This is a genomic window from Streptomyces sp. NPDC088553, from assembly GCF_044752965.1.
In the GTDB taxonomy this organism is placed as follows: domain Bacteria; phylum Actinomycetota; class Actinomycetes; order Streptomycetales; family Streptomycetaceae; genus Streptomyces.
The window spans coordinates 503,160-521,522 of the sequence record NZ_JBIVMG010000007.1 but is presented as its reverse complement, the minus strand read 5'-3'; the positions used below and the strand labels follow the sequence as shown (position 1 = coordinate 521,522).

Here is an 18,363-nt window from a genome sequence, read left to right as displayed (position 1 = left end):
GCTCCACCCCGGCAGACAACGGCGTCTAGCCCCACAAGGAGTCCTCCGTGGCCATCTCGGTCTTCGACCTGTTCTCGATCGGCATCGGCCCGTCGAGCTCCCACACGGTGGGACCGATGCGCGCGGCCCGGATGTTCGCCCGCCGCCTGAAGAACGAGGGCCTGCTCGCCCCCACCGCGCGCGTCCGGGCCGAGCTGTACGGCTCGCTCGGCGCGACCGGCCACGGCCACGGCACCCCGAAGGCGGTCCTGCTGGGCCTGGAGGGCAGCTCGCCGCGCACGGTGAACGTGGAGACGGCGGACGACGAGGTCGAGCGGATCAAGTCGAGCGGCCGGATCAACCTGCTCGGCGCGCACGAGATCCCCTTCGACTTCGACGCCGACCTGATCCTGCACCGGCGCAAGGCACTGCCGTACCACGCCAACGGGATGACGATCTTCGCGTACGACGCGGAGGGCGGCCTGGTCCTGGAGAAGACGTACTACTCGGTCGGCGGCGGCTTCGTCGTCGACGAGGACGCGGTCCAGGGCGAGAACCCGATCGTCCCCGACGACACCGTCCTGAAGTACCCCTTCCGCACCGGTGACGAGCTGCTCCGCCTCGCGAAGGAGACCGGTCTGTCGATCTCCGCGCTGATGCTGGAGAACGAGAAGGCCTGGCGCACCGAGGACGAGATCCGCGCGGGCCTCCTGGAGATCTGGCGGGTCATGCAGTCCTGCGTCTCGCGCGGCATGTCCCGCGAGGGCATCCTGCCCGGCGGCCTGAAGGTCCGCCGGCGCGCCGCGAACCTGGCCCGCAAGCTGCGCTCCGAGGGCGACCCGAAGATGCACGCCATGGAGTGGATCACCCTCTACGCGATGGCCGTGAACGAGGAGAACGCGGCGGGCGGCCGGGTGGTCACCGCCCCGACGAACGGCGCGGCGGGCATCATCCCCGCCGTCCTGCACTACTACATGAACTTCGTGCCCGGCGCCGACGACGACGGCATCGTCCGCTTCATGCTGGCGGCCGGCGCGGTCGGCATGCTCTTCAAGGAGAACGCCTCGATCTCCGGCGCCGAGGTCGGCTGCCAGGGCGAGGTCGGCTCGGCCTGCTCGATGGCGGCGGGCGCCCTCGCCGAGGTCCTCGGCGGCACCCCGGAGCAGGTGGAGAACGCGGCCGAGATCGGCATGGAGCACAACCTGGGCCTGACCTGCGACCCGGTCGGCGGCCTGGTCCAGATCCCGTGCATCGAGCGCAACGGCATGGCGGCGGTCAAGGCCGTCACGGCGGCGAAGATGTCGATGCGCGGCGACGGCAGCCACCTGGTCTCCCTCGACAAGGTCATCAAGACCATGAAGGAGACCGGCGCGGACATGAGCGTGAAGTACAAGGAGACCGCGCGGGGCGGTCTCGCGGTGAACATCATCGAGTGCTGAATCGATTGTTCATGTGACGGTCCCCGGGCCGGGCGGCCGCCGCCGCCCGGGCCGGGGGCCGGATCAGGAGCGCACCCAGAGCCCGTGCACGTTCGGGTGCGTCGGGCCGGAGGGCTCGCAGAGGGATGCCCCGGCGGAGTGCGTGACGATGCGATGCGGAGCGTTGCGGCGCGGAACGTGCCGGCTGCACAGCCGGGACGAACGTACCGTCGCGGACAGGGTCGCACAATAGGTCTAGGCCAATGGGTGGGGCCGGTGGCCCCGGCCCTCGTCACGCCGGGGCCGGCACCACGCTCCTGCCCGTCTCGTGGGCGTACAGCATCGCCCGGTCGCGGAGTGCCGCGTGGACGGCCATGCGGGCGTCGCGGCGGCGCTGGGCCGGGCCGTCGGGCAGGTGCAGGATGCCCGCGTTGCCGCGCGAACCGCGCTGGATCTCCGCCGTGCGGGGGATCCGGAGCGCCTGGTAGCGGTCGAGCCGGGCCGCGGTCGTCGAGGGCGCCGGGTCGGCCACACAGGCCGCCAGGTCCATCGCGTCCTCGATCGCCTGGTTCGCGCCCTGCGCCATGAACGGCAGCATCGGGTGGGCCGCGTCGCCGAGCAGGGTCAGCCGGCGCGAGGACCACACGTCCAGCGGCGGCCGGTCGTGCAGCGCCCACTGGAGGGTCGTCTCCACGGCGCCCACGACATCCGCGACCAGACCGGTCCAGCCGCCGAACACCCCGCGCAGCGCCTCCGGGTCTCCCGGGACCGACCAGGACTCGCCCGGGGACTGCGCCATCGGCACCGTCGCCGCGAAGCTCAGGTACTCCCCCGCCGCGACCGGGTAGCACACGAAGTGCCCGCCCGGGCCGAGCCAGAGGCGCACCAGAGGCGCGCGGGCCGCGTCCGGGAGCCGGTCCATGGGCACCAGGCCCCGGTAGATGCCGAGCCCCGCGAACTCGGGCTCGTCGCGCCGGAACGCCTCGCGGACCGTGGAGTGGATGCCGTCGGCGCCCACGACCAGCTCCGCCCCGCGGACGGTCCCGTCCTCGAAGGCCAGCCGGACGCCGTCGCCCGACGCGTCCGTCTCCCGCGCCTCGCTGAGGCGTTCGCCCAGCTTGAGGCTGCCCTCGTCGACGAGGGTGAGGAGCGCGTCGTGGAGGTGCGCCCGGTGCACCGTGTAGTACGGGGCCCCGAACATCCGCTCGCACTCCGCGCCGAGGGGCGTCCGGGCGATCGGCCGCCCGCTCCACCCCCGTACCTCCATGGCCTCGATCGCCACCGCCCGCTCGCGCAGGGCGGGGCCGAGGCCGAGCCGCAGCAGCGGCCTGACCGCGTTGGGCGAGAGCTGGACTCCCGCCCCCACCTCCGCGAGCCGCCGCGTCTGTTCGTACACCGTGTACGGAATGCCCATGGAGGAGAGCGCGCCGGCCAGCGTCAGTCCGCCGATGCCGGCACCGACCACCGAGACGTGCGGCCGCTCCTCCGCTCCCCACTCGTCCAGATCCCCGAACCGCACCTTTGAGACCGCCTTCCGCGTCGCTGCTGTGTCGGCACCGTCGGCGTCGCCGGCCGCGGTCTCCCGCAGCCCGGCCGTCCGCCGCACCCCGAGCATGGGTCGCCCACCGGCCCCCGGCAACGCGGGTCACGCCCCCCTCTGACAACTGTCGCGGCTTCCATGACGTCCGTCACCGCCGCCCCCGCGGGCCCGGTCCGGCCCACCGGCCCGCACCTAACGTCGAGGCTGCGCCCCGGAGTCCGTCTGCGGGCGACGACCCCACGACGTCCCACCACCACGCCGGGAGGCACACAGTGACACGAGCCGAGGGACCGCGGTGACCGCCGCGGTGGCCGTGGAAGGCCTGCAGAAGCGGTACGGCGACCACGAGGCCGTGCGCGGCGTCGACTTCAGCGTCGCCGAGGGCGAGATCTTCGCCCTGCTCGGGCCGAACGGCGCGGGCAAGACCACCACGTTGGAGATCCTTGAGGGCTTCCGGGAGCGCGACGGCGGGCGGGTCGAGGTCCTCGGCCGCGACCCCGGCGTCAAGGCCGACGGCCACTGGCTCCGCGGCCAGGTCGGCCTCGTCCTCCAGGACATCGCCGTCGAGCCCTACCTGTCGGTCCGGGAGACCGTGGCCCGCAACGCCGGCTACTACCCCGACCCGCGCAACGTCGACGAACTGCTCGACCTCGTCGGCCTGAACGAGAAGAAGGGCGCCAAGGTCAAGGACCTGTCCGGCGGCCAGAAGCGCCGGCTCGACCTGGCGCTCGGCGTCGTCGGCCGGCCCAGGCTGCTGTTCCTCGACGAGCCGACCACCGGCTTCGACCCGAACGCGCGCCGCGGCGCCTGGGACGTCGTGCGCAATCTGCGCGACGACGGCACCACCATCGTCCTCACCACCCACTACATGGACGAGGCGCAGGCGCTGGCCGACTCGGTCGTGGTCATCGCCGAGGGCCGGATCGTCGCCTCGGGCACCCCGGACACCCTCGGCGGCCGTGACAGCGCCCAGACCCGGATCCGCTTCGCGCTGCCGACGGGCGCCGCGCTCGCCGACGTACCCCTGCCGGTGAGCGACGTGGAGGACGGCCTGGTGACGGCCGAGACGACCGAGCCGACGGCCGCGCTGCACCGGCTGACCGGCTGGGCGCTGGACCGGGGCACGCCGCTCGACCGGCTGACCGTGGAGCAGCCCACGCTCGAGGACGTCTACCTGAGCCTGACCAGCGAGTACGTACAGCAGGAAGCCTCCTCGCCGTCGTCCGCGCGGGAGCGCAAGGCGCCCGCCGGACGAGGCCGCCGACCCGGACGGAGCCGCTCATGACCACCTTGATCCCCCCGACCGCCGAGACCACCGCCCCGGCGGTCCCGGCGCCCCGCGCGGACGCCCCGCGCGAGCGGAACCCGCTGGCCCTGCTCGGCCATCAGATCCGGTACGAACAGCTGTCGTTCTGGCGCAACCCGCAGTCGATGGTCTTCACCTTCGTGCTGCCGATCGTCATCATCGGCATCTTCGGCGCCGTGTTCAGCGGCAGCGAGGGCCAGGACTTCTTCTTCGGCCTGACCGGCATGCAGTACTACACGCCGGTCATCGCGGCCGTGTCCGTACTCGGTGCCTGCTACGGCCAGTTGGCGATCGTGCTCGCGATGCGCCGGCAGACCGGGGTCCTCAAGCGGCTGCACGCGACGCCGCTGCCCGCCTGGGTCTACTTCGCCGGTCTGCTCGTGCACTGTGTCGTCGTCAGCATCGTCGACGTCGCGCTCGTCTTCGGCATCGGCGCGCTCTACGGCGTCGACCTGCCCACCCACTGGGGCGCGGTCCTGCTGACGCTCGTCCTGGGCGCGGCGAGCTTCTGCGCGCTCGGGGTCGGCGTGGCCTCGCTGATCAAGAACTCGGAGGCGGCCCCGGCCGTCGTGCAGTTCATCCAGTTCCCGCTGGTCTTCATCTCGGGCAGCTACTTCCCGATCCACGCGGAGCTCCTCAACACCATCGCGGGTCTGCTGCCCGTGAAGCCGTTCAACGACGCCATGCTGGCGCTCTTCACCCAGGACGCCGGCTTCCAGTGGCGTGACCTGGCGGTCCTCGCCGCCTGGGGTGTCATCGGCGCCCTGATCGCCGTCCGCAGCTTCCGCTGGGACCCGCGCCCCGAGTAGGAGCCGGGTGCGCACCACGAAAAGGCCCGACCGGGAGACCGGCCGGGCCTTTCGTGATCCCCGTGGGGGGGGTCTGTGGTCAGACGTTCCTCTGGTCGGGGGCGTTCTCCGGCACCGGGGCGTTCTCCGGTACAGGGAAGGCGTGGGCCAGGACCGCGTACGTGCGCAGCTCCTCCAGGAGGCTCAGGCCGAGCCGGTTGTGGAGCATGTGCGCGTGCGAGAAGAGGACCATGCCCGGGTGGGCCGGCGCCTGCTCCCGGATCTCGTCCGCGTGGGCGGCGATCCGGGCGTGCCAGCCGGCGAAGGGGCCGTGGGAGCCCGGATCGAGGGTCACCGCACCCTCGACCCGGGTGATCGTGTCGAGGAGTGCGGCGGGGTGGCCCGCCTCGGCGGCCCAGGCGCGCCAGGCGCCGAGACCGTGGGCGTAGTAGTACGCGCGTTCCGCCGGGTCCCCGAGGGCGGCGGCGACCGCGACGGTGCCGCGGAGGGCGAGCATGGCCCGCTGCCGCTCGCTGCCCACCTTGGGCAGGGCGGCGAGAACGAGGGTGCTGGACAGGGTGAAGAGGGACTCGGCGGCGGGCATGAGGGCCCGGCCGCCGTAGCGGTCGAACTCCGGCTCGTAGACGGCCGGGTGGACGCCGGGGGGCAGCAGGGCCTTCACGGCGGTGTTCTCGCCGGTCTCGCCCGCGGCGGCCAGCCGCTCGGCCCCGCTGCGGTAGGCGGCGGGGTCGAGCGGCTCCTCTCCCGGGGCGGGCGCGCCGGCGACGGCCAGGCGTGCGGTGAGGGCGGCCTCCACGCGCGCGCGTGCGGCGGCGTCGAGGTCGCCCACGCGGAGCCGCAGGTGCGGTCCCGACTGCCAGTAGCGGATGAAGAACCACGGGGTGCCGGGGGCGAGTTCGCGGATCGTGGGGCCGATGACATCGGTGACGACCCGGTCGTGTGCCGACCGGGCCGTCGTGCCGAGGTGGAGGTGCCAGGCGGTCCACGCGGTCGCCCGCGCCGCGGGGGGCGCGGGCGGGGCCGTGGCCGCCGTCGGGGTCGTGGTCGGAGTCACGGGGACGCTCCTTCAGAGTCTGAGGTCGAGCAGCGCGCCGCCGGTGTCCTGCGGTACTCCCACGACCACGGACAGGACGATCATCTCGTCGGGGTCCAGGCCGAGGACGCGCTGGGTGGGGATCTCCTTGAAGGCCCGCACGGGGCGGGCGAAGAGGCCGGACGCGGCGGCGGACAGGCAGAGCCCGTGCGCGGCCCAGCCGGCGGCGTGCTGGACGGCGCCCCAGCCGGCGGTCCCGAGGCGCTCGAAGAGCTCCCGGGTCCGTACGGACAGGAACACGGTGAGCGGCGCGTGGCGGATGCCGCAGCCGTTGACGGGCGAGACGCCGTAGCCGTACCGCTCCTCAAGGCGCTCGGGGGCGGTCGCGTCGGCGCGCAGGAGGCGTGTGGCGCCGTCCCGGAGCCGGTGGACGCCGTCGGCCTGTCCTTCGACGCCCTGGACGACGGCGGTGACGGTCAACGCCTCGAAGGCGGTGGCGAGTTCGGGTCCTGGTGGCGGTACGGAGAGCCAGCGGGCCGCGCTGTCGAGCACCTCGGCGGGCACGTTCCGGCGTCGGCCGCTCATGCCGTGCAGGGCGCGCGGCATGCGTCCGGAGTGGCGCCGCCACAGCAGTTCCGCCCAGTCCGGCACGGTCGCGGAGGGGCCGAGGCCCGCCGGTACGGCGGTGGTGAGCGGGGCGGGGGCGGAGTCGTAGGTCTGCTCCCGGTTGACGCGGATCAGTTCGGCGAGGGCGGGGTCGGTGCGGGTGAGGTGGGCCGGTGGCGCGGGAACGGAGTCCGCCCCCCGGGCCGGCGCTCCCCCGCGGTCGTCCAGCTCCACGACGAACGGCAGGGACCACGCCCAGGCGTCGTCCAGACCCAGGGCGGGCAGCAGCCGGTGGGCGTCGGGGTCCGGGAGCCGGAGCCGCGCGGGCACCTCGAAGAGTTCGAGACCGAGGCTCAACGCCCGGAGCACGAAGCCGAGTTCGATAGCGATGAGCGAGCCGCGGAACCACTGGTAGGCCGGCGGCACGGTCGTGTACCGGCCGGTGAGCACGACGTTCCGGGCGGGGGACGCCGGGGCGCCGGTGAGGGCGTGCCGGTCCGGTTCGAGCAGGCGCCACGGCATGCCCGCGCCCCCGTCCACGAAGGCGTGGACGGGGAAGAGGCAGCGCGGCGAGGCGTACGGCCGGTGGTCGTTGTAGGGGTTCTCGGGCTCTCTGCGCTGCGGTCCGAAGGCGGTGACGAGGGCGCGGCCGAGCCGGTCCTCCACCGGTTCGGCCGCGCCCGGGCCCCGCGCGCCGCCGGGTGGCGGCGCGGGGTAGGGCAGCGCCGCGAGCCGGTCGTGGGTGCCGAGCGGCAGGGCCCGGCGCGGGCCGCCCCCGCGCGGCGGCGGGGGCGGTACGTGCGTGTCGGGCGGCGGTTGCGGCACCCAGGTCCACGGGGGCGCCTCCGGCGCGTCGTCCCCGGCCCCGTACGCGTACCAGAGGGGCTCACGGGCGATGCTGTTGTCGCCCTCGGGGCCGGGCAGGTCGACCGGGCCGCGGCGGGGCGGAACCCCGGCGCCGGCGTCCGCCGCGCGCGGGGCCGTCGGGGCCGTCACGGGAACGGGTGGGGGTCGAGGGGGAACGCCCGGTGCTCCTGCCCGGTGCCGCGCAGGGCGGCGGTGAGCCGGGGCAGTCCGGCCAGCCGCTGCTGGGCGTGGCCGAAGCACATGGGGACGATGCCGGGGACGACCGCGCGGGCCACGTGGATGCCTGCGTCGGCGTGTTCGCGGCTGGTCTGGTCGACGAGCACGATCCGGTCGAGCCCGGCCTCGGCGAACAGCCCGCGGACGAAGTCCAGGGCGCCGCGCACGTCCCCGCCGGAGCCGCGCTCCATCCGGCCCGGCCAGTCGGGGAAGGCCTCGTCGAGCGTGACCCGGGGGCCGCCGAGCGCCGCGGTGGCGCGGGCGGCGGTCTCGGGCAGCGAGGAGAAGCGGACGTGGTCCTCCAGCTCCTGGACCAGCCACGGGTCCTCGACCATCGGCTCGACGGTCTCCCGGGTCCAGTCGACGGGGTTGGTGACGAGCTGGGCGACCTCGCGCAGGGCGCCGCGGATCGCGGACTGCGGGTCGGCGCCGGAGCCGGCCGAGGAGAAGGTGGCGGGGAAGGGGTTGAGCCGGTTCACCGCGAGCACCCAGACGACCGGGAGGCCGATGTCCTGGGTGGCGACGAGCAGGTGCACGTCGAAGCCGCGCGACTCCATCAGCTCGATCATGGCCCGGCTGGTGGGGTCGGTGAGCGAGGAGTTCGGGATGGTCGGCAGCGGGGCCGCGCGGTGCCAGGACAGCAGGAACGCGTCCCGCTCCGCCAGCTCGAACAGCGAGTGCAGCGCGGCCTCTTCGAGATTGGCGCCGACGGCGCAGCCGCTGGACGACTCGTAGAAGTAGTGCTTGCGGCCGGGTGTCCCGGCGGCGCGGGCGGCCCTGCGGTCGCGGCGGTGGTTGTACTCGTACTGGTAGAAGGCGTGGTCGGCCGGGACGAGCAGGGCGCGCCCGTCGTCGAGGTCGTGGCCCCACACCCAGTCCATCGGGGTGTCCGCGTCGAACGGCGTGGCCCTGCTGGTCGGGTGGGCGAGCTGCTCTGCCGTGTACCGCCCGAGACCGGCCGGGTCGACGGCGTGGTCGGCGACCTCGGCGTACGAGCGGTGGGTGAGGACGGGGATGTCGTACGGGAAGCCCGCGAGGCGCTCGTACGCCTCCAGGATCGCCACGGGTCCGGTCTCGGCGAAGGTCCGGGCGCGGCCGTGGCCCATGGCCGGGGCGTCGGGCACCACGGCCATGCTCATCGCGAACGGGGCGCGGGACTCGCGCAGGAGCGCGCGGACGGGACCGAAGCGGTCGTCGACCAGGCGGTCCTGGAGCACCCCGCGCTCGACGAGCCGGCTCGCGGCGGTGCGGGTGCAGTCGTCCGGGAACGCGGGCCGGTCGGTCGGGGTGAGCGGCGCCGGGGTCTCCGTGCCGTCGAGCCGCTCGTACGCCGGTCCGCAGAGCGGGCAGTGGAAGCTGCGGGCGATGCGGTGCCGGCGCAGGCCGCGCGGCGAGACGGAGAAGAGTTCGCCGGGCCCGAGCGGCCGCCTCACCAGGTGCTCCAGGGTCGCCCGGAGCAGTTCGGGGAGGAGCGGCGCGCCCGGCCCGGGGGCGGTGGTCGCGTGCCGCAGGTCGCCGACGAGGGGGTGGTCGGGGACGGTGCGGTCGCGGACCTCGGCGCAGCCGGCGCAGCCGGCGTCGGTGCCGGGCCGCCAGAGCGGTCCCACGAGGACCTCGTCGCCGAGGAGGCGTACGGAGAGGTGGGCCCGCCCGGCGGCGACGGCCTCGTCGAACCGTGCCCGCTCCCAGTCGAGGTGCCAGCCGCGGTCGACCGCGACCGTTCCCTCGGGGAGGAGGTCCGCGAGGACGTCGAGCGCGGAGCGCCAGGCCTCGTCGGCGGGGTGGGCGTCGAGCCCGGGGCCCCGGGTGAGGGCCGGGGCGGGGACGGGGGTGAGCGTGTCAGTGGGCATCGTGGGCCTCCACGGGGCCGTACCAGAGGGGAAGCTCGCCGAGCACGGGGTCGTGGCCGAGGGCCTCGCCCCGGTACGTGGTGCCGGTGCGGGCGGCCAGTTGGGCGCGGAGGGCGTCCAGGGTGGCGCGGTCGGCGAGGAGCAGGGCGTCGGTGGAGAGCGGGTCGACGGTGCCGGGGCCGTCGACGGTCTGGGTGTGGGCGAGCGCGGTGCACAGGGCGTTCCGGGCGGCCTCCGCCGCGTCGGCGCCCCAGGCGCGGCCGAGGGTGACGCCGTCGGCGGTCACCTCGGCGAGCCGCCAGTCGAGGCCGGGCACGCCGCGGAGCCGTAGCGCGGGTTCGTGCGGCAGGAGGGCGCGGAGTCCGGCGAGGATCCGCAGGCCCTCCGCGTCGAGACCCTCGCACGCCACGCCGCCCGCGGCCGCGGCGGGAGCGCCCGCCGGGAGGGCCGCGGGCGGCACGTGCGGGGTGGCGGTCTTCGCCGGAAGGGGTGCCGTCTCCTCGGCGAGCAGGCGCAGCGCGCCGTCGAGGAGCCAGTGTTCCCTCGTGAGCCCGGCCGCCGGGGTGGGAGCCCCGGGGATGTGGGCGTGCGGGCCGGCCGCCGGGGTGGGAGCCCCGGGGATGAGGGCCCGCAGGGCCTGCAGGGTGGCCGCCACGGTGGCGGTCTCCTGATGGGCGGCCCAGGCGAGGACCGTGGTCGTGGGGCGGCCGGCGGCGCGGAGCTCGGCGGCGCGCAGGGCGAGCGGCATCTGGGGGAGGTCGGCGCCGTCGGTGAGGGCGAGCGGTCCGGTCCAGCGCGCGGCGAGCGGGGTCGCCGTCTCGCGTGCCTCGTCGGGTTCGGGCCGGGGGTCGGCGGGGGCGTCGCCGAGGGTGAACGGGCCCTCGGGGAGGGAGCCCGGTCGGCCGGTCGCGGCCGCCTGGTGGGCTCCCTCGACGGTGACCCGGTCGGAGACCAGGTCCGTCCCGTGCACGATATGGGCCTCGCCCGTGTCCGCCGTACCGGTGAGGGCGTCGATGAGGAGCTGTGCCCCGAGGGCGCCGGCGAGGGCGTCCGCCACCGGGCGGGGCGCGGGCGCGGTGGACTCGGCGGCGGCCCAGGCGCGGGCCCGGTCGTGGAACGCGGCCCGGACGGCCGGGTGTCCGGGGCCGGTGAGGGCGGGTCCGACGAGGGTGACGCCGGTGCCGCCGAGGAGGACGGGGACGACGAGGGGCGCGTCGGCGGTCGGTGCCGGGCTCCCGTCGTCCTCGCGGATGTCGAGGACCGCGTCCGGGGTGGCGGCCGTCTCCTCCGTGCCGGTGAGGACCGTGCCGACCCCCGCCCGGCGCAGACCGCGCACGGCCGGTCCTGTCGCGGTCGCCGGGCCGGTGACCAGGACCGTCGCGGCGCGGAGCCGGGCGAAGGCCCCGTACGGGTCGTCGAGGAGGCCTTCGAGGCGGGCGAGCGACTCCGTGTGCCGCTGCCGGACGTCGGCGGGCGGTTCGGGCGCGGTGTGCGCGGCCGGGTCGAGGAGCAGTCCGTTCTCGCGGAGCTTGTCGACGAGGAGGCGGACGGCGGGGCGCGCGCGTTCGGTGCCGATCTCGGCGACGAGGGCGTCCTCGTCGGTGCCGTCCTCCAGGAGCGGGACGCAGCCCTGGGCGACGGCGTGCAGGACCTCGGAGCCGCGCAGTACGAACCGGGCGCGGGCGCCGCTGAAGTAGACGCCGCCGGGGACGGGCGCGAAGTGCAGGTCGGGACGTGCCTTGAGCAGGGTCATCGCTCCTCCCCCTCGGTCGTCGGGTGGTAGGTGAAGCGGCCGCCGGCGGTCCGGCCGACCTCGACGACCCACTCGGTGGCGTGGGTGCCGTCGACGACGCCGGGCAGCGCCTCTTCCAGGTAGCTGCCGCCGGTGTCGGCGCCGCGGCGCTCCAGCATCCGGGGCAGGACGCGGACGCCGAGCGCGCTGCTGAGGTCCACGTACTGGGGCTTCTGCTGGAGGCGCTTGGACTGGATGTCGGGGGCGCCGACGGAGAGCGGGCCCTCGTCCTCGGGGACGGTCTTGATGACGACCTCCTCGGGGACGCCGTACTTGGCGCGCCAGGCGTTGAGGGCGAGGAGCCGCTCGTGCTCCTCGGGTCCGGCGGCCAGGGCGGTGCCCAGTTCCTCTCCCCCGTACCAGCGGCGGCGGCCGATGAGGACGTCGCCGACGGCCATCCGGGGTGCGACGCGGGTGGTCGCCCGGTCCCAGGGGGTGGCGGCGTGCCAGCTGTTGGGGAGGGCGTTGAAGAGGCGGCCGCTGATGGCGAGGCCGGAGGCCACGGAGAGCGGCGGCGGGAAGAGGCCGGGGTGCCCGGTGCCGAGCGGCAGGACCCGCAGCGGCGCGCCCTCGGCGTCCTCGACGCGCAGGGAGTCGGTCTCGGGGTCGTGGGCGAGCCGCAGTCCGAACCAGTCGTCGGGGGTGAGGCCGCCGGGCAGGATCGGGGTGTGGGCGTTGACGTTGAGGCGGTGCAGGCCCAGGTCCTCGGTGACGCGGGCGCCGTCGTACCCGTACACCCGGCGTACGTGGTCGGCGAGGCGGGGCAGCGCGCGGCCGCCGAGGCGCCGGTCGGCCTCCAGGAAGCGGGCGTAGAGCATGCCGTGGCCCGGCAGGCCGTCGTTGAGGACGAGGTGGCCGTCGCCGCGCTGGAGCAGGATGCCGTAGATCAGCGGGTCGCGGCGGAAGCGTTCCGGCAGGTCGCCGGTGAGGCCGGCGACCTGCTCCGGGCTGATGCGGAGGGTGTCGTCGCCACGCTCGACGGCCTGGCCGATGAGGGCGTGGAGTGCCTCGGTGACCTCGCGGCGCAGTTCGTAGATGCGTTCCAGGGAGCCGTCGGCGGGGCCGATGCCCTTGAGCGCGGTCGGGTCGCCGGGGCCGTCGGGGCCGTACACGGCGGCCATGGCGGCGGCGCGGCGCGAGACCTCGCCGACGACGAAGGGGGCGTGGGCGGCGAGGGGGACGTTGGCCCCGGGGCCGAAGCGCTCGACGAACGCGGCGGTCATGAGGACGCGCACGTCGTGCAGCCAGTCGAAGACGGTGAGGAGTTCGACGGCCGGGCCGAGGTCCTTGAGCGACTCCTTCCAGGGTTCCGTGGCCACCTTGAGCGGCGGCATCACGTAGTCCTCCTCGACCGTGACGTGGGCGGGGCGGCCGGCGGCGTGGCTGAGTTCGCCGAGGGCGCCGCGCAGCTCGGCGAGCGCGTCGCCGCGTTCGGCGGCGGGCGCGGCGGTGAAGGCGGGCATGCCGGCCTTGACGCGGTCGGTGAGCCGCTTCGTCGCCGGGCGGGGGTCGTCGGGGGTGAGCAGGACGTCGTAGTCGGTGGAGCCGTCCTCGGCCTCGTGGAAGGTGCAGAGGAGGCCCTGTGCGACGGCGCCGCGGACCTTCTGGTCGGCGTCCGCGGCGGCGATGCCGGAGCGTTCGGCGACGTGGGCGACGACGGACGGGAAGGGGCGGGGGCCCATGGAGACCGCGTCGAGGAGGTCTCCGGCGGGGCCGTCGAGGGAGACGGCGGCGCGGCGCATGCCCTCGGGGGCGGGCTTGAGGAAGAACAGCTTCCCGGCCGCCGGGTCGGGCGCGGAGGTCGGCGGGAGGCCGATCCACATGTCCTCGATCGCCCGGTCGGCGGGGTCGGGCAGGCCGCCGAGCACGTAGTTGAGCATCACGCGGTCGAGTCCGGGGAAGGCGGTCGCGCCGCCGAAGCCCGCCTCGTCGGGTCCGGGTGCGGCCGGGTCGGGCTCGGCGATGCCGACGGCCGTGAACCGGGCGAGCGGGCTCGTACGGACCATGGCGCGGGTGACGTACTGGATGAGACCGCGCTCGGACTTGCGGGACTTCGAGGGGACCTTGCCGGGGGCCCGGACGGCGGCGCGGTAGCGCTCGGCCTCCTGGTGGACCTCGGGTGCGACGAGGGCGAGCGAGCGCAGCAGGTCTGCGTCGCCGAGGAGTTCGGCGAGGACTCCGCGCTCGCGCTCGGCGGCGTCGGTGTAGCCGGCGACGAGCTCCTCGCGGATCCGCTCGCGCTCTCCGCGGGCTGCGACCCAGGCGTCGATCGCGGGGGTGGCGGGCTCCGGCGTCTTCTTCGGGGCCTTGCCGCTGTTCACGGCGCGGCGCAGGGCGATCAGTTCGCGCCGTTCGGCGTCGTCGGTCGCGGCGCCGATCCGCTCGTACAGCTCGTCGGACGCGGCGGCGGAGGCCTCGGCGAGGGTCTGCTCGGCGGCGGTGACGAGGACGAGCCGCCGGCGCAGTTCGGCGTCGGCGAGCCGGGCCCGGCGCAGCGGGTTGACCCGCAGGAACCAGAGGGGCTCGGGGGCGGGCGCCGCGTGCGCGGGCGTCGGTACGTCCACGGGCGCGGGCGTCGGGCCGGGCATCGGTACGGTCACCTGCTCGGGCGGCGTGTCCCCGCGCGGGTCCGTGGGGATGCCGATCGCAGGGGCGGTCATCGGAGGGCTCCCTCGGGGGCGGTGCCCGGAGCGACGCTCGGGGCGGAGGCGGCGGAACTCGTGTTCCCGGCAGGGGCGTTCGCGGCGATGCGGTCGCGCCAGGAGACGCCGAGGACCTCGTCGACCGTCTCGGCGACGGCGAAGCAGGTGTAGTAGCGCTGCATCGGGGAGACGGTGAGCAGCGGCAGCTGCTCGTAGAAGAGGTTCGTGAGGAGGCGGAAGGAGGCGAACCACGGGGACGGGGCCGAGGTCACGCCGGCCTCGCCGACGGTCCGGTGGAAGTCGCTGTCGGGCTGCTCGCCCTGCGGGACGACGGTGGTGGCCCCGGGCGGCCCCATCTCGGAGCGGTCGAGCCCGGCGGTGGCGCCGTCGAGCAGGTCGAGGGTGAGGGTGCCGGCGGCGACCGCGCTCTCCAGCGCCCCGGCGCCGTAGGCGAGTCCGGTGCGCCAGGCGGCGGCGGTGGCGGAGACCTCGCCGCTCAGCCGCTGCTCGACGACCCGGCGGAGCACGGGCGCGTCCTTGGCGAGGCGCTGCTGGAAGACGGGGCGTACGTCCTTGGTGGGCGCCGCCCAGGCGAGGAAGGCCTCGACGTGGGAGCGGGGCGAGAAGACCCCGTATCCGATGCCGAGGGTGTGGGTGTCGGCGAGCGCGACGAAGGCCTCGGCGAGCCGGAGCGTGCCGGAGCCGGGCTCGCCGGCGAGATCGTCGACGGTCCGCAGGAGCGCGGGGGTCAGGGCCCCGTGCACGACGGTGCGGAAGCGGTCGAGGCGCGGGTCGCGGGCGGCGGCTCCGGAGGGACCGCCGGTCTGTCCGCCGGCCCGGCCGCCGGGCTCGATCCGCTCGACGGTGCCGTGCTCGCGCAGCGGCAGGTAGGGCGGCTGGACGGCCTCCAGACGGCCGAACTCGCGGGCCTGGTCGAGGTAGGTCTCCTCGGTGAGGGCCCGGGGCGGGTCGAGCGGGCCGGCGTCCAGGGCCCGGGCGACGCCCTCCCAGTCGGGGCCGCCGCCCGGGACGCCGGTGGCGTCGCGGGCGAGGATGTCGACGTGCGGCCCGTGGAGCCATCCGCGGCGCAGCTGGACGGCGGGAGCGCCCGCCTCGTTCAGCGCGCGGGCGACCGGTACGACGTACCGGGCGAGCCAGGCCGGTGTGACCGGCATCCGTGTGTGCAGCCGCACTCCCGTCAGGCCGTCGGAATCCGGCTTCACGGCAGTGCGCTCCAGCGCATCAACCCCCATGCTTTCGCACCTTCCGAGAATTCGAGAACAACGTCCTGGGCTTTCTTTCACTTCCGGCCGCAATCATGTGCCGGGGAATTGCGAGGCGATAGGGGAAAGGGTTCCGGGCTGACATGTGTCACCCTTTCCGTGACGCTCGGGCCATGGGTTCGTTCGAGACGGGTCCGAGTCGGACTGGCTGAAAATAGACAACGCGGTCGGATCATCACGGAGCGCCGTTGTAGGGTCCGCGCCATGACTACGGAAACCACCGACGCCGAGTGCCTGGCGCTCACGCGTAATCTGCGCCGTCGCGGCGCGATCGTCCTCGCCGTCTTCGCCCTCGTATGGGCCTTCGCGGGCGGTTCGGGAATAGCGGCGGTGCCCGTGTCCGTCGCGGTCGGCGTCGTCGCCGCCGTCGTGACCGCCGGCGCGGTGGTGTCCGCCTTCCGGGGCACCGCGGGTCCGGTGACCCGCCTGGTCCGTCTGCCGGAGAAGTGGAACCGGGGGGTCGGCCTGGTCAACATGGCCGAGCTGGTGGCGATCTTCGCGGTGATCGCCGCGTCGAACGCCTCGGGCCACCCCGAGTTCATCCCGGTCGGGATCTGCCTGGTCGTGGGCCTGCACTTCTTCCCGCTCGCGCGCCTCTTCGACCAGGGGCAGTACAAGTGGACCGCGACCTTCCTGACGGCGGTCGCACTGGTGGGTCTCGTCGTCCTCGCGGCCGGCACCACAGCGGAAACGATCCGCACGGTGGTGGGCCTGGGGGCCGCGATCGTGCTGTGGGCCTCGTCCTTCCACGTGGCCCTCCGCGGCTGACGGCCCTGACCTCCCCCACACACCGAAACGCACGCGAGGATGCGCCACCCGGCCGGAGCCGGGCGGTCGCATCCTTCGTGCGTCGTGCGTTCAGCCTCGGTTACTCGGTCAGCAGGCCGAGCAGGTGGAGGAGGACGACGACGAGGTGCCGATCGAGCCGCTGGAGGCACCCATCTCCGGGAGGGCCACGCCCTGGGCGACCTCAAGGGTCTCCAGCTCCGCGACGTCGAAGTTGTCGAAGGCCGCGTCGTCGCCGTTCTTGATGTCGTCGATGCTCATGGTGTGTTTCCTTTCAGCGTTTCGGTTGGGGGATGTTCAGCAGGCGGAGCAGGTGGAGGAGCTGGAGGACGAGGTGCCGATCGAGCCGCTGGAGGCACCCATCTCCGGGAGGGCCACGCCCTGGGCGACCTCAAGGGTCTCCAGCTCGTCGACGTCGAAGTTCTCGAACGCCTTGTCCGCGTCCTGGCCCTGCTTGATGTCGTCGATGCTCATTCTGAATTCCTTTCCGAATTCTTCTCGGCAACCGTTCGGCTGCAACACCAATAATGCTGACCGACCATCCCCTGCACCAGCTTTTCCGAGCTCCGCCTGACGTTTATCACGCCCGGAATAACCGGCGTCATGCCGGAAGGGCTCAGGGGTTACCGGGAAGGGACCACTCGGGGCTGTTGAGCATCCGCCACCCTTCCCCAGGCTCACCTGCGACGGAGTCGTCCGGGCGCCGGCTGCCGAGCAGGAAGTCGCCCACCGAGGACTCCTGGAGGTAGTCCAGGCCGAGCACCCGCGCGGACATGTCGGCATCGCCGTTGCCCAGCGCGCACGGGGCGAGACCGAGGGCCGTCGCGACCAGGTACATCGTCTGGTAGAGCACGCCCGTGTGCCGGAGCGTGGTCGCGTAGGCGATGGCCCGGTACTTCCACGACATGCGCTGGAAGCGGGCCGTGACGGTGACGAGGACGTCGGGGCGCGCCTCCATGCCGGTGGCCCGGGAGGCCACGTGGAAGAGGGACTCGCGGTCGGCCTCCTCCTCGTTCCGCAGCACGAGCCGGTGGCCCACGGGGTCGTAGTAGTAGATGCCGGGCGCCAGGCCCTCGCAGCGCCGCACGGTGACGTACAGCTCCAGCTCGTACCCCTGGCCGCCGCTCGGGTAGGGGCGGGAGACGACCTCGTCGCGGTTACTGCCGGGCTCCGGCGTGTAGTGGGCGCGGACGCGGGCGACGCGGTAGAGGAACTCGCCGAGCTGGCGGGCGGTCATCTCCTGGTCGCCGTAGCCGCGGATGGACCGCCGGGTCTCGATCGCCGTGGTGAGGGACGGGTCGTGCGCGGCGATCTCCTCCCGGGTCGGCCGGTGGAGGGGCACGGAGGAGCCCTCGGGGACGGGGCGTACGGCCGGCCGGGGCTCGATGGCGCCCCGGTGGGGGTAGACGGCACCGAACACGTCGTCGTACCGGCCGGAGCGGATGCGCGAGTGGAAGAGGAGGTCGTGGAAGTCCCACTGGCGCAGGACGGGTTCGCCGTCAGAGGCGAAGACCCCGTTCTCGTCGGCGAGTTCGGCGAATCCGGCGCCGACGAGATGGCCGAGGACATCGGCGGTGCCGGCCTCGTCGAGACCGGCGTCCGCGCCGAGGCGGGCGGGGGTGCCGGGCTCGCCGAGCGCGGCGGCCAGGGTCCGGGCCGCGGGGTCGGTGAGCACCGCCCGGAGTTTGACCAGCGGCGACTCCAGTACGAGGGCGCCCTCGCGGCTGCGGCAGAAGGCGAAGCGGGAGAGCCGTACGGTCGCGTCGGCGGGGACGAGGACCGGCGCGTACGCGGCGTCGCGCGCCACCGGCTCCAGACGGAGCAGCTCGCGGCTCCCGCCCCGGGCCAGGACGGCGTGGGCCACCAGGTGCCGGGCACGGTCGAGGACCCGGTCGAACTGGACGCGCTCGGCGGGGCGGAGTCCCTCGTACAACTCGTCGGCGGGCAGGGGCCCTTCGGCGAGCCTCTCCAGGGCGGCCCGGACCCCGTCCCGGACGGGACGGAGGGCGAGCGAGGTGGCGGGCCCGGCGAGGGTGGCGACGTCACCGTCGTCCGAGGCGAAGAAGACGCGTACGCCTCCGGTGAACGCCGGTACGGCGAGGGCGGGTTCGAGGGGGCGCGGGCCGGTGTCCGCGGGTGTCTGCGTGGTCTGCACGGTGCCTCCGTGGGCGCGAGGATGACGGTCCGGCGCCGGGGCCGTGCGGCCCCGGAGGCCGGCGGACGGGAGGGCGCCGTA

At 74.6% G+C, this 18,363-nt stretch carries 14 protein-coding genes; 4 read left to right on the top strand and 10 right to left on the bottom strand.

Translation table 11 applies throughout. The features are described from left to right. The first annotated feature begins 47 nt into the window (after positions 1-47). The gene (locus ACIP8Z_RS26170) at positions 48-1,418 is read left to right on the top strand and encodes an L-serine ammonia-lyase (RefSeq protein ID WP_402087425.1); all 1,371 of its coding nucleotides are present in this window, start codon (positions 48-50) and stop codon (positions 1,416-1,418) included. Positions 1,419-1,689: 271 nt separating this feature from the next. Here ACIP8Z_RS26170 and ACIP8Z_RS26165 read toward each other — a convergent pair whose 3' ends face one another. Continuing rightward, on the bottom strand, positions 1,690-3,012 hold the full coding sequence (locus ACIP8Z_RS26165; RefSeq protein ID WP_402087423.1) for an FAD-dependent monooxygenase: 1,323 nt from the start codon (positions 3,010-3,012) through the stop codon (positions 1,690-1,692). Positions 3,013-3,232: 220 nt separating this feature from the next. On the opposite strand from ACIP8Z_RS26165, the gene ACIP8Z_RS26160 reads away from it, so the two are divergent. Together ACIP8Z_RS26160 and ACIP8Z_RS26155 are read left to right on the top strand one after the other, a co-directional pair. Then, positions 3,233-4,222: an ABC transporter ATP-binding protein gene (locus ACIP8Z_RS26160; protein WP_055601179.1), complete on the top strand. Its 990-nt coding sequence runs from the start codon at positions 3,233-3,235 to the stop codon at positions 4,220-4,222. Beyond that, positions 4,219-5,052 carry an ABC transporter permease gene (locus ACIP8Z_RS26155; protein ID WP_355969979.1) on the top strand — a complete coding sequence of 278 codons (834 nt, stop codon included), beginning with the start codon at positions 4,219-4,221 and terminating at the stop codon, positions 5,050-5,052. Before ACIP8Z_RS26160 ends, ACIP8Z_RS26155 begins: the two co-directional genes overlap by 4 nt. Positions 5,053-5,131: 79 nt before the next feature. Here ACIP8Z_RS26155 and ACIP8Z_RS26150 read toward each other — a convergent pair whose 3' ends face one another. The 6 genes from ACIP8Z_RS26150 to ACIP8Z_RS26125 are packed head-to-tail and all read right to left on the bottom strand — an operon-like array spanning position 5,132 to position 15,311. Further along, the gene (locus ACIP8Z_RS26150) at positions 5,132-6,106 is read right to left on the bottom strand and encodes a thiopeptide-type bacteriocin biosynthesis protein (RefSeq protein WP_402087419.1); all 975 of its coding nucleotides are present in this window, start codon (positions 6,104-6,106) and stop codon (positions 5,132-5,134) included. 12 nt (positions 6,107-6,118) lie between these two features. Then, the gene (locus tag ACIP8Z_RS26145) at positions 6,119-7,687 is read right to left on the bottom strand and encodes a hypothetical protein (protein WP_402087416.1); all 1,569 of its coding nucleotides are present in this window, start codon (positions 7,685-7,687) and stop codon (positions 6,119-6,121) included. Beyond that, the gene (locus ACIP8Z_RS26140; RefSeq protein ID WP_402087414.1) at positions 7,684-9,624 is read right to left on the bottom strand and encodes a TOMM precursor leader peptide-binding protein; all 1,941 of its coding nucleotides are present in this window, start codon (positions 9,622-9,624) and stop codon (positions 7,684-7,686) included. Before ACIP8Z_RS26140 ends, ACIP8Z_RS26145 begins: the two co-directional genes overlap by 4 nt. Beyond that, on the bottom strand, positions 9,614-11,377 hold the full coding sequence (locus ACIP8Z_RS26135; protein ID WP_402087411.1) for a hypothetical protein: 1,764 nt from the start codon (positions 11,375-11,377) through the stop codon (positions 9,614-9,616). Before ACIP8Z_RS26135 ends, ACIP8Z_RS26140 begins: the two co-directional genes overlap by 11 nt. Next, positions 11,374-14,076 carry a hypothetical protein gene (locus ACIP8Z_RS26130; protein WP_402087409.1) on the bottom strand — a complete coding sequence of 901 codons (2,703 nt, stop codon included), beginning with the start codon at positions 14,074-14,076 and terminating at the stop codon, positions 11,374-11,376. Before ACIP8Z_RS26130 ends, ACIP8Z_RS26135 begins: the two co-directional genes overlap by 4 nt. Beyond that, complete coding sequence (locus tag ACIP8Z_RS26125; RefSeq protein WP_402087406.1) at positions 14,073-15,311, bottom strand: hypothetical protein; 1,239 nt, start codon at positions 15,309-15,311, stop codon at positions 14,073-14,075. The genes ACIP8Z_RS26130 and ACIP8Z_RS26125 overlap by 4 nt, the downstream gene beginning before the upstream one ends. A gap of 234 nt (positions 15,312-15,545) precedes the next feature. Between ACIP8Z_RS26125 and ACIP8Z_RS26120 the strand changes: the two genes are divergently transcribed. After that, complete coding sequence (locus tag ACIP8Z_RS26120; protein WP_402087403.1) at positions 15,546-16,109, top strand: hypothetical protein; 564 nt, start codon at positions 15,546-15,548, stop codon at positions 16,107-16,109. Positions 16,110-16,217: 108 nt separating this feature from the next. Here ACIP8Z_RS26120 and ACIP8Z_RS26115 read toward each other — a convergent pair whose 3' ends face one another. The 3 genes from ACIP8Z_RS26115 to ACIP8Z_RS26105 all read right to left on the bottom strand — a co-directional run bounded on the left by ACIP8Z_RS26115 (position 16,218) and on the right by ACIP8Z_RS26105 (position 18,282). Continuing rightward, positions 16,218-16,388, bottom strand: a complete 171-nt coding sequence (locus tag ACIP8Z_RS26115) for a thiazolylpeptide-type bacteriocin (RefSeq protein WP_015036315.1) — start codon at positions 16,386-16,388, stop codon at positions 16,218-16,220. A 36-nt stretch (positions 16,389-16,424) separates the two neighbouring features. After that, the gene (locus tag ACIP8Z_RS26110) at positions 16,425-16,601 is read right to left on the bottom strand and encodes a thiazolylpeptide-type bacteriocin (RefSeq protein WP_073912617.1); all 177 of its coding nucleotides are present in this window, start codon (positions 16,599-16,601) and stop codon (positions 16,425-16,427) included. Positions 16,602-16,743: 142 nt separating this feature from the next. Next, entirely contained in the window at positions 16,744-18,282 is a 1,539-nt protein-coding gene (locus tag ACIP8Z_RS26105) for a SagB family peptide dehydrogenase (RefSeq protein WP_402087400.1), read from the bottom strand. Between the last annotated feature and the right edge of the window lie 81 nt (positions 18,283-18,363).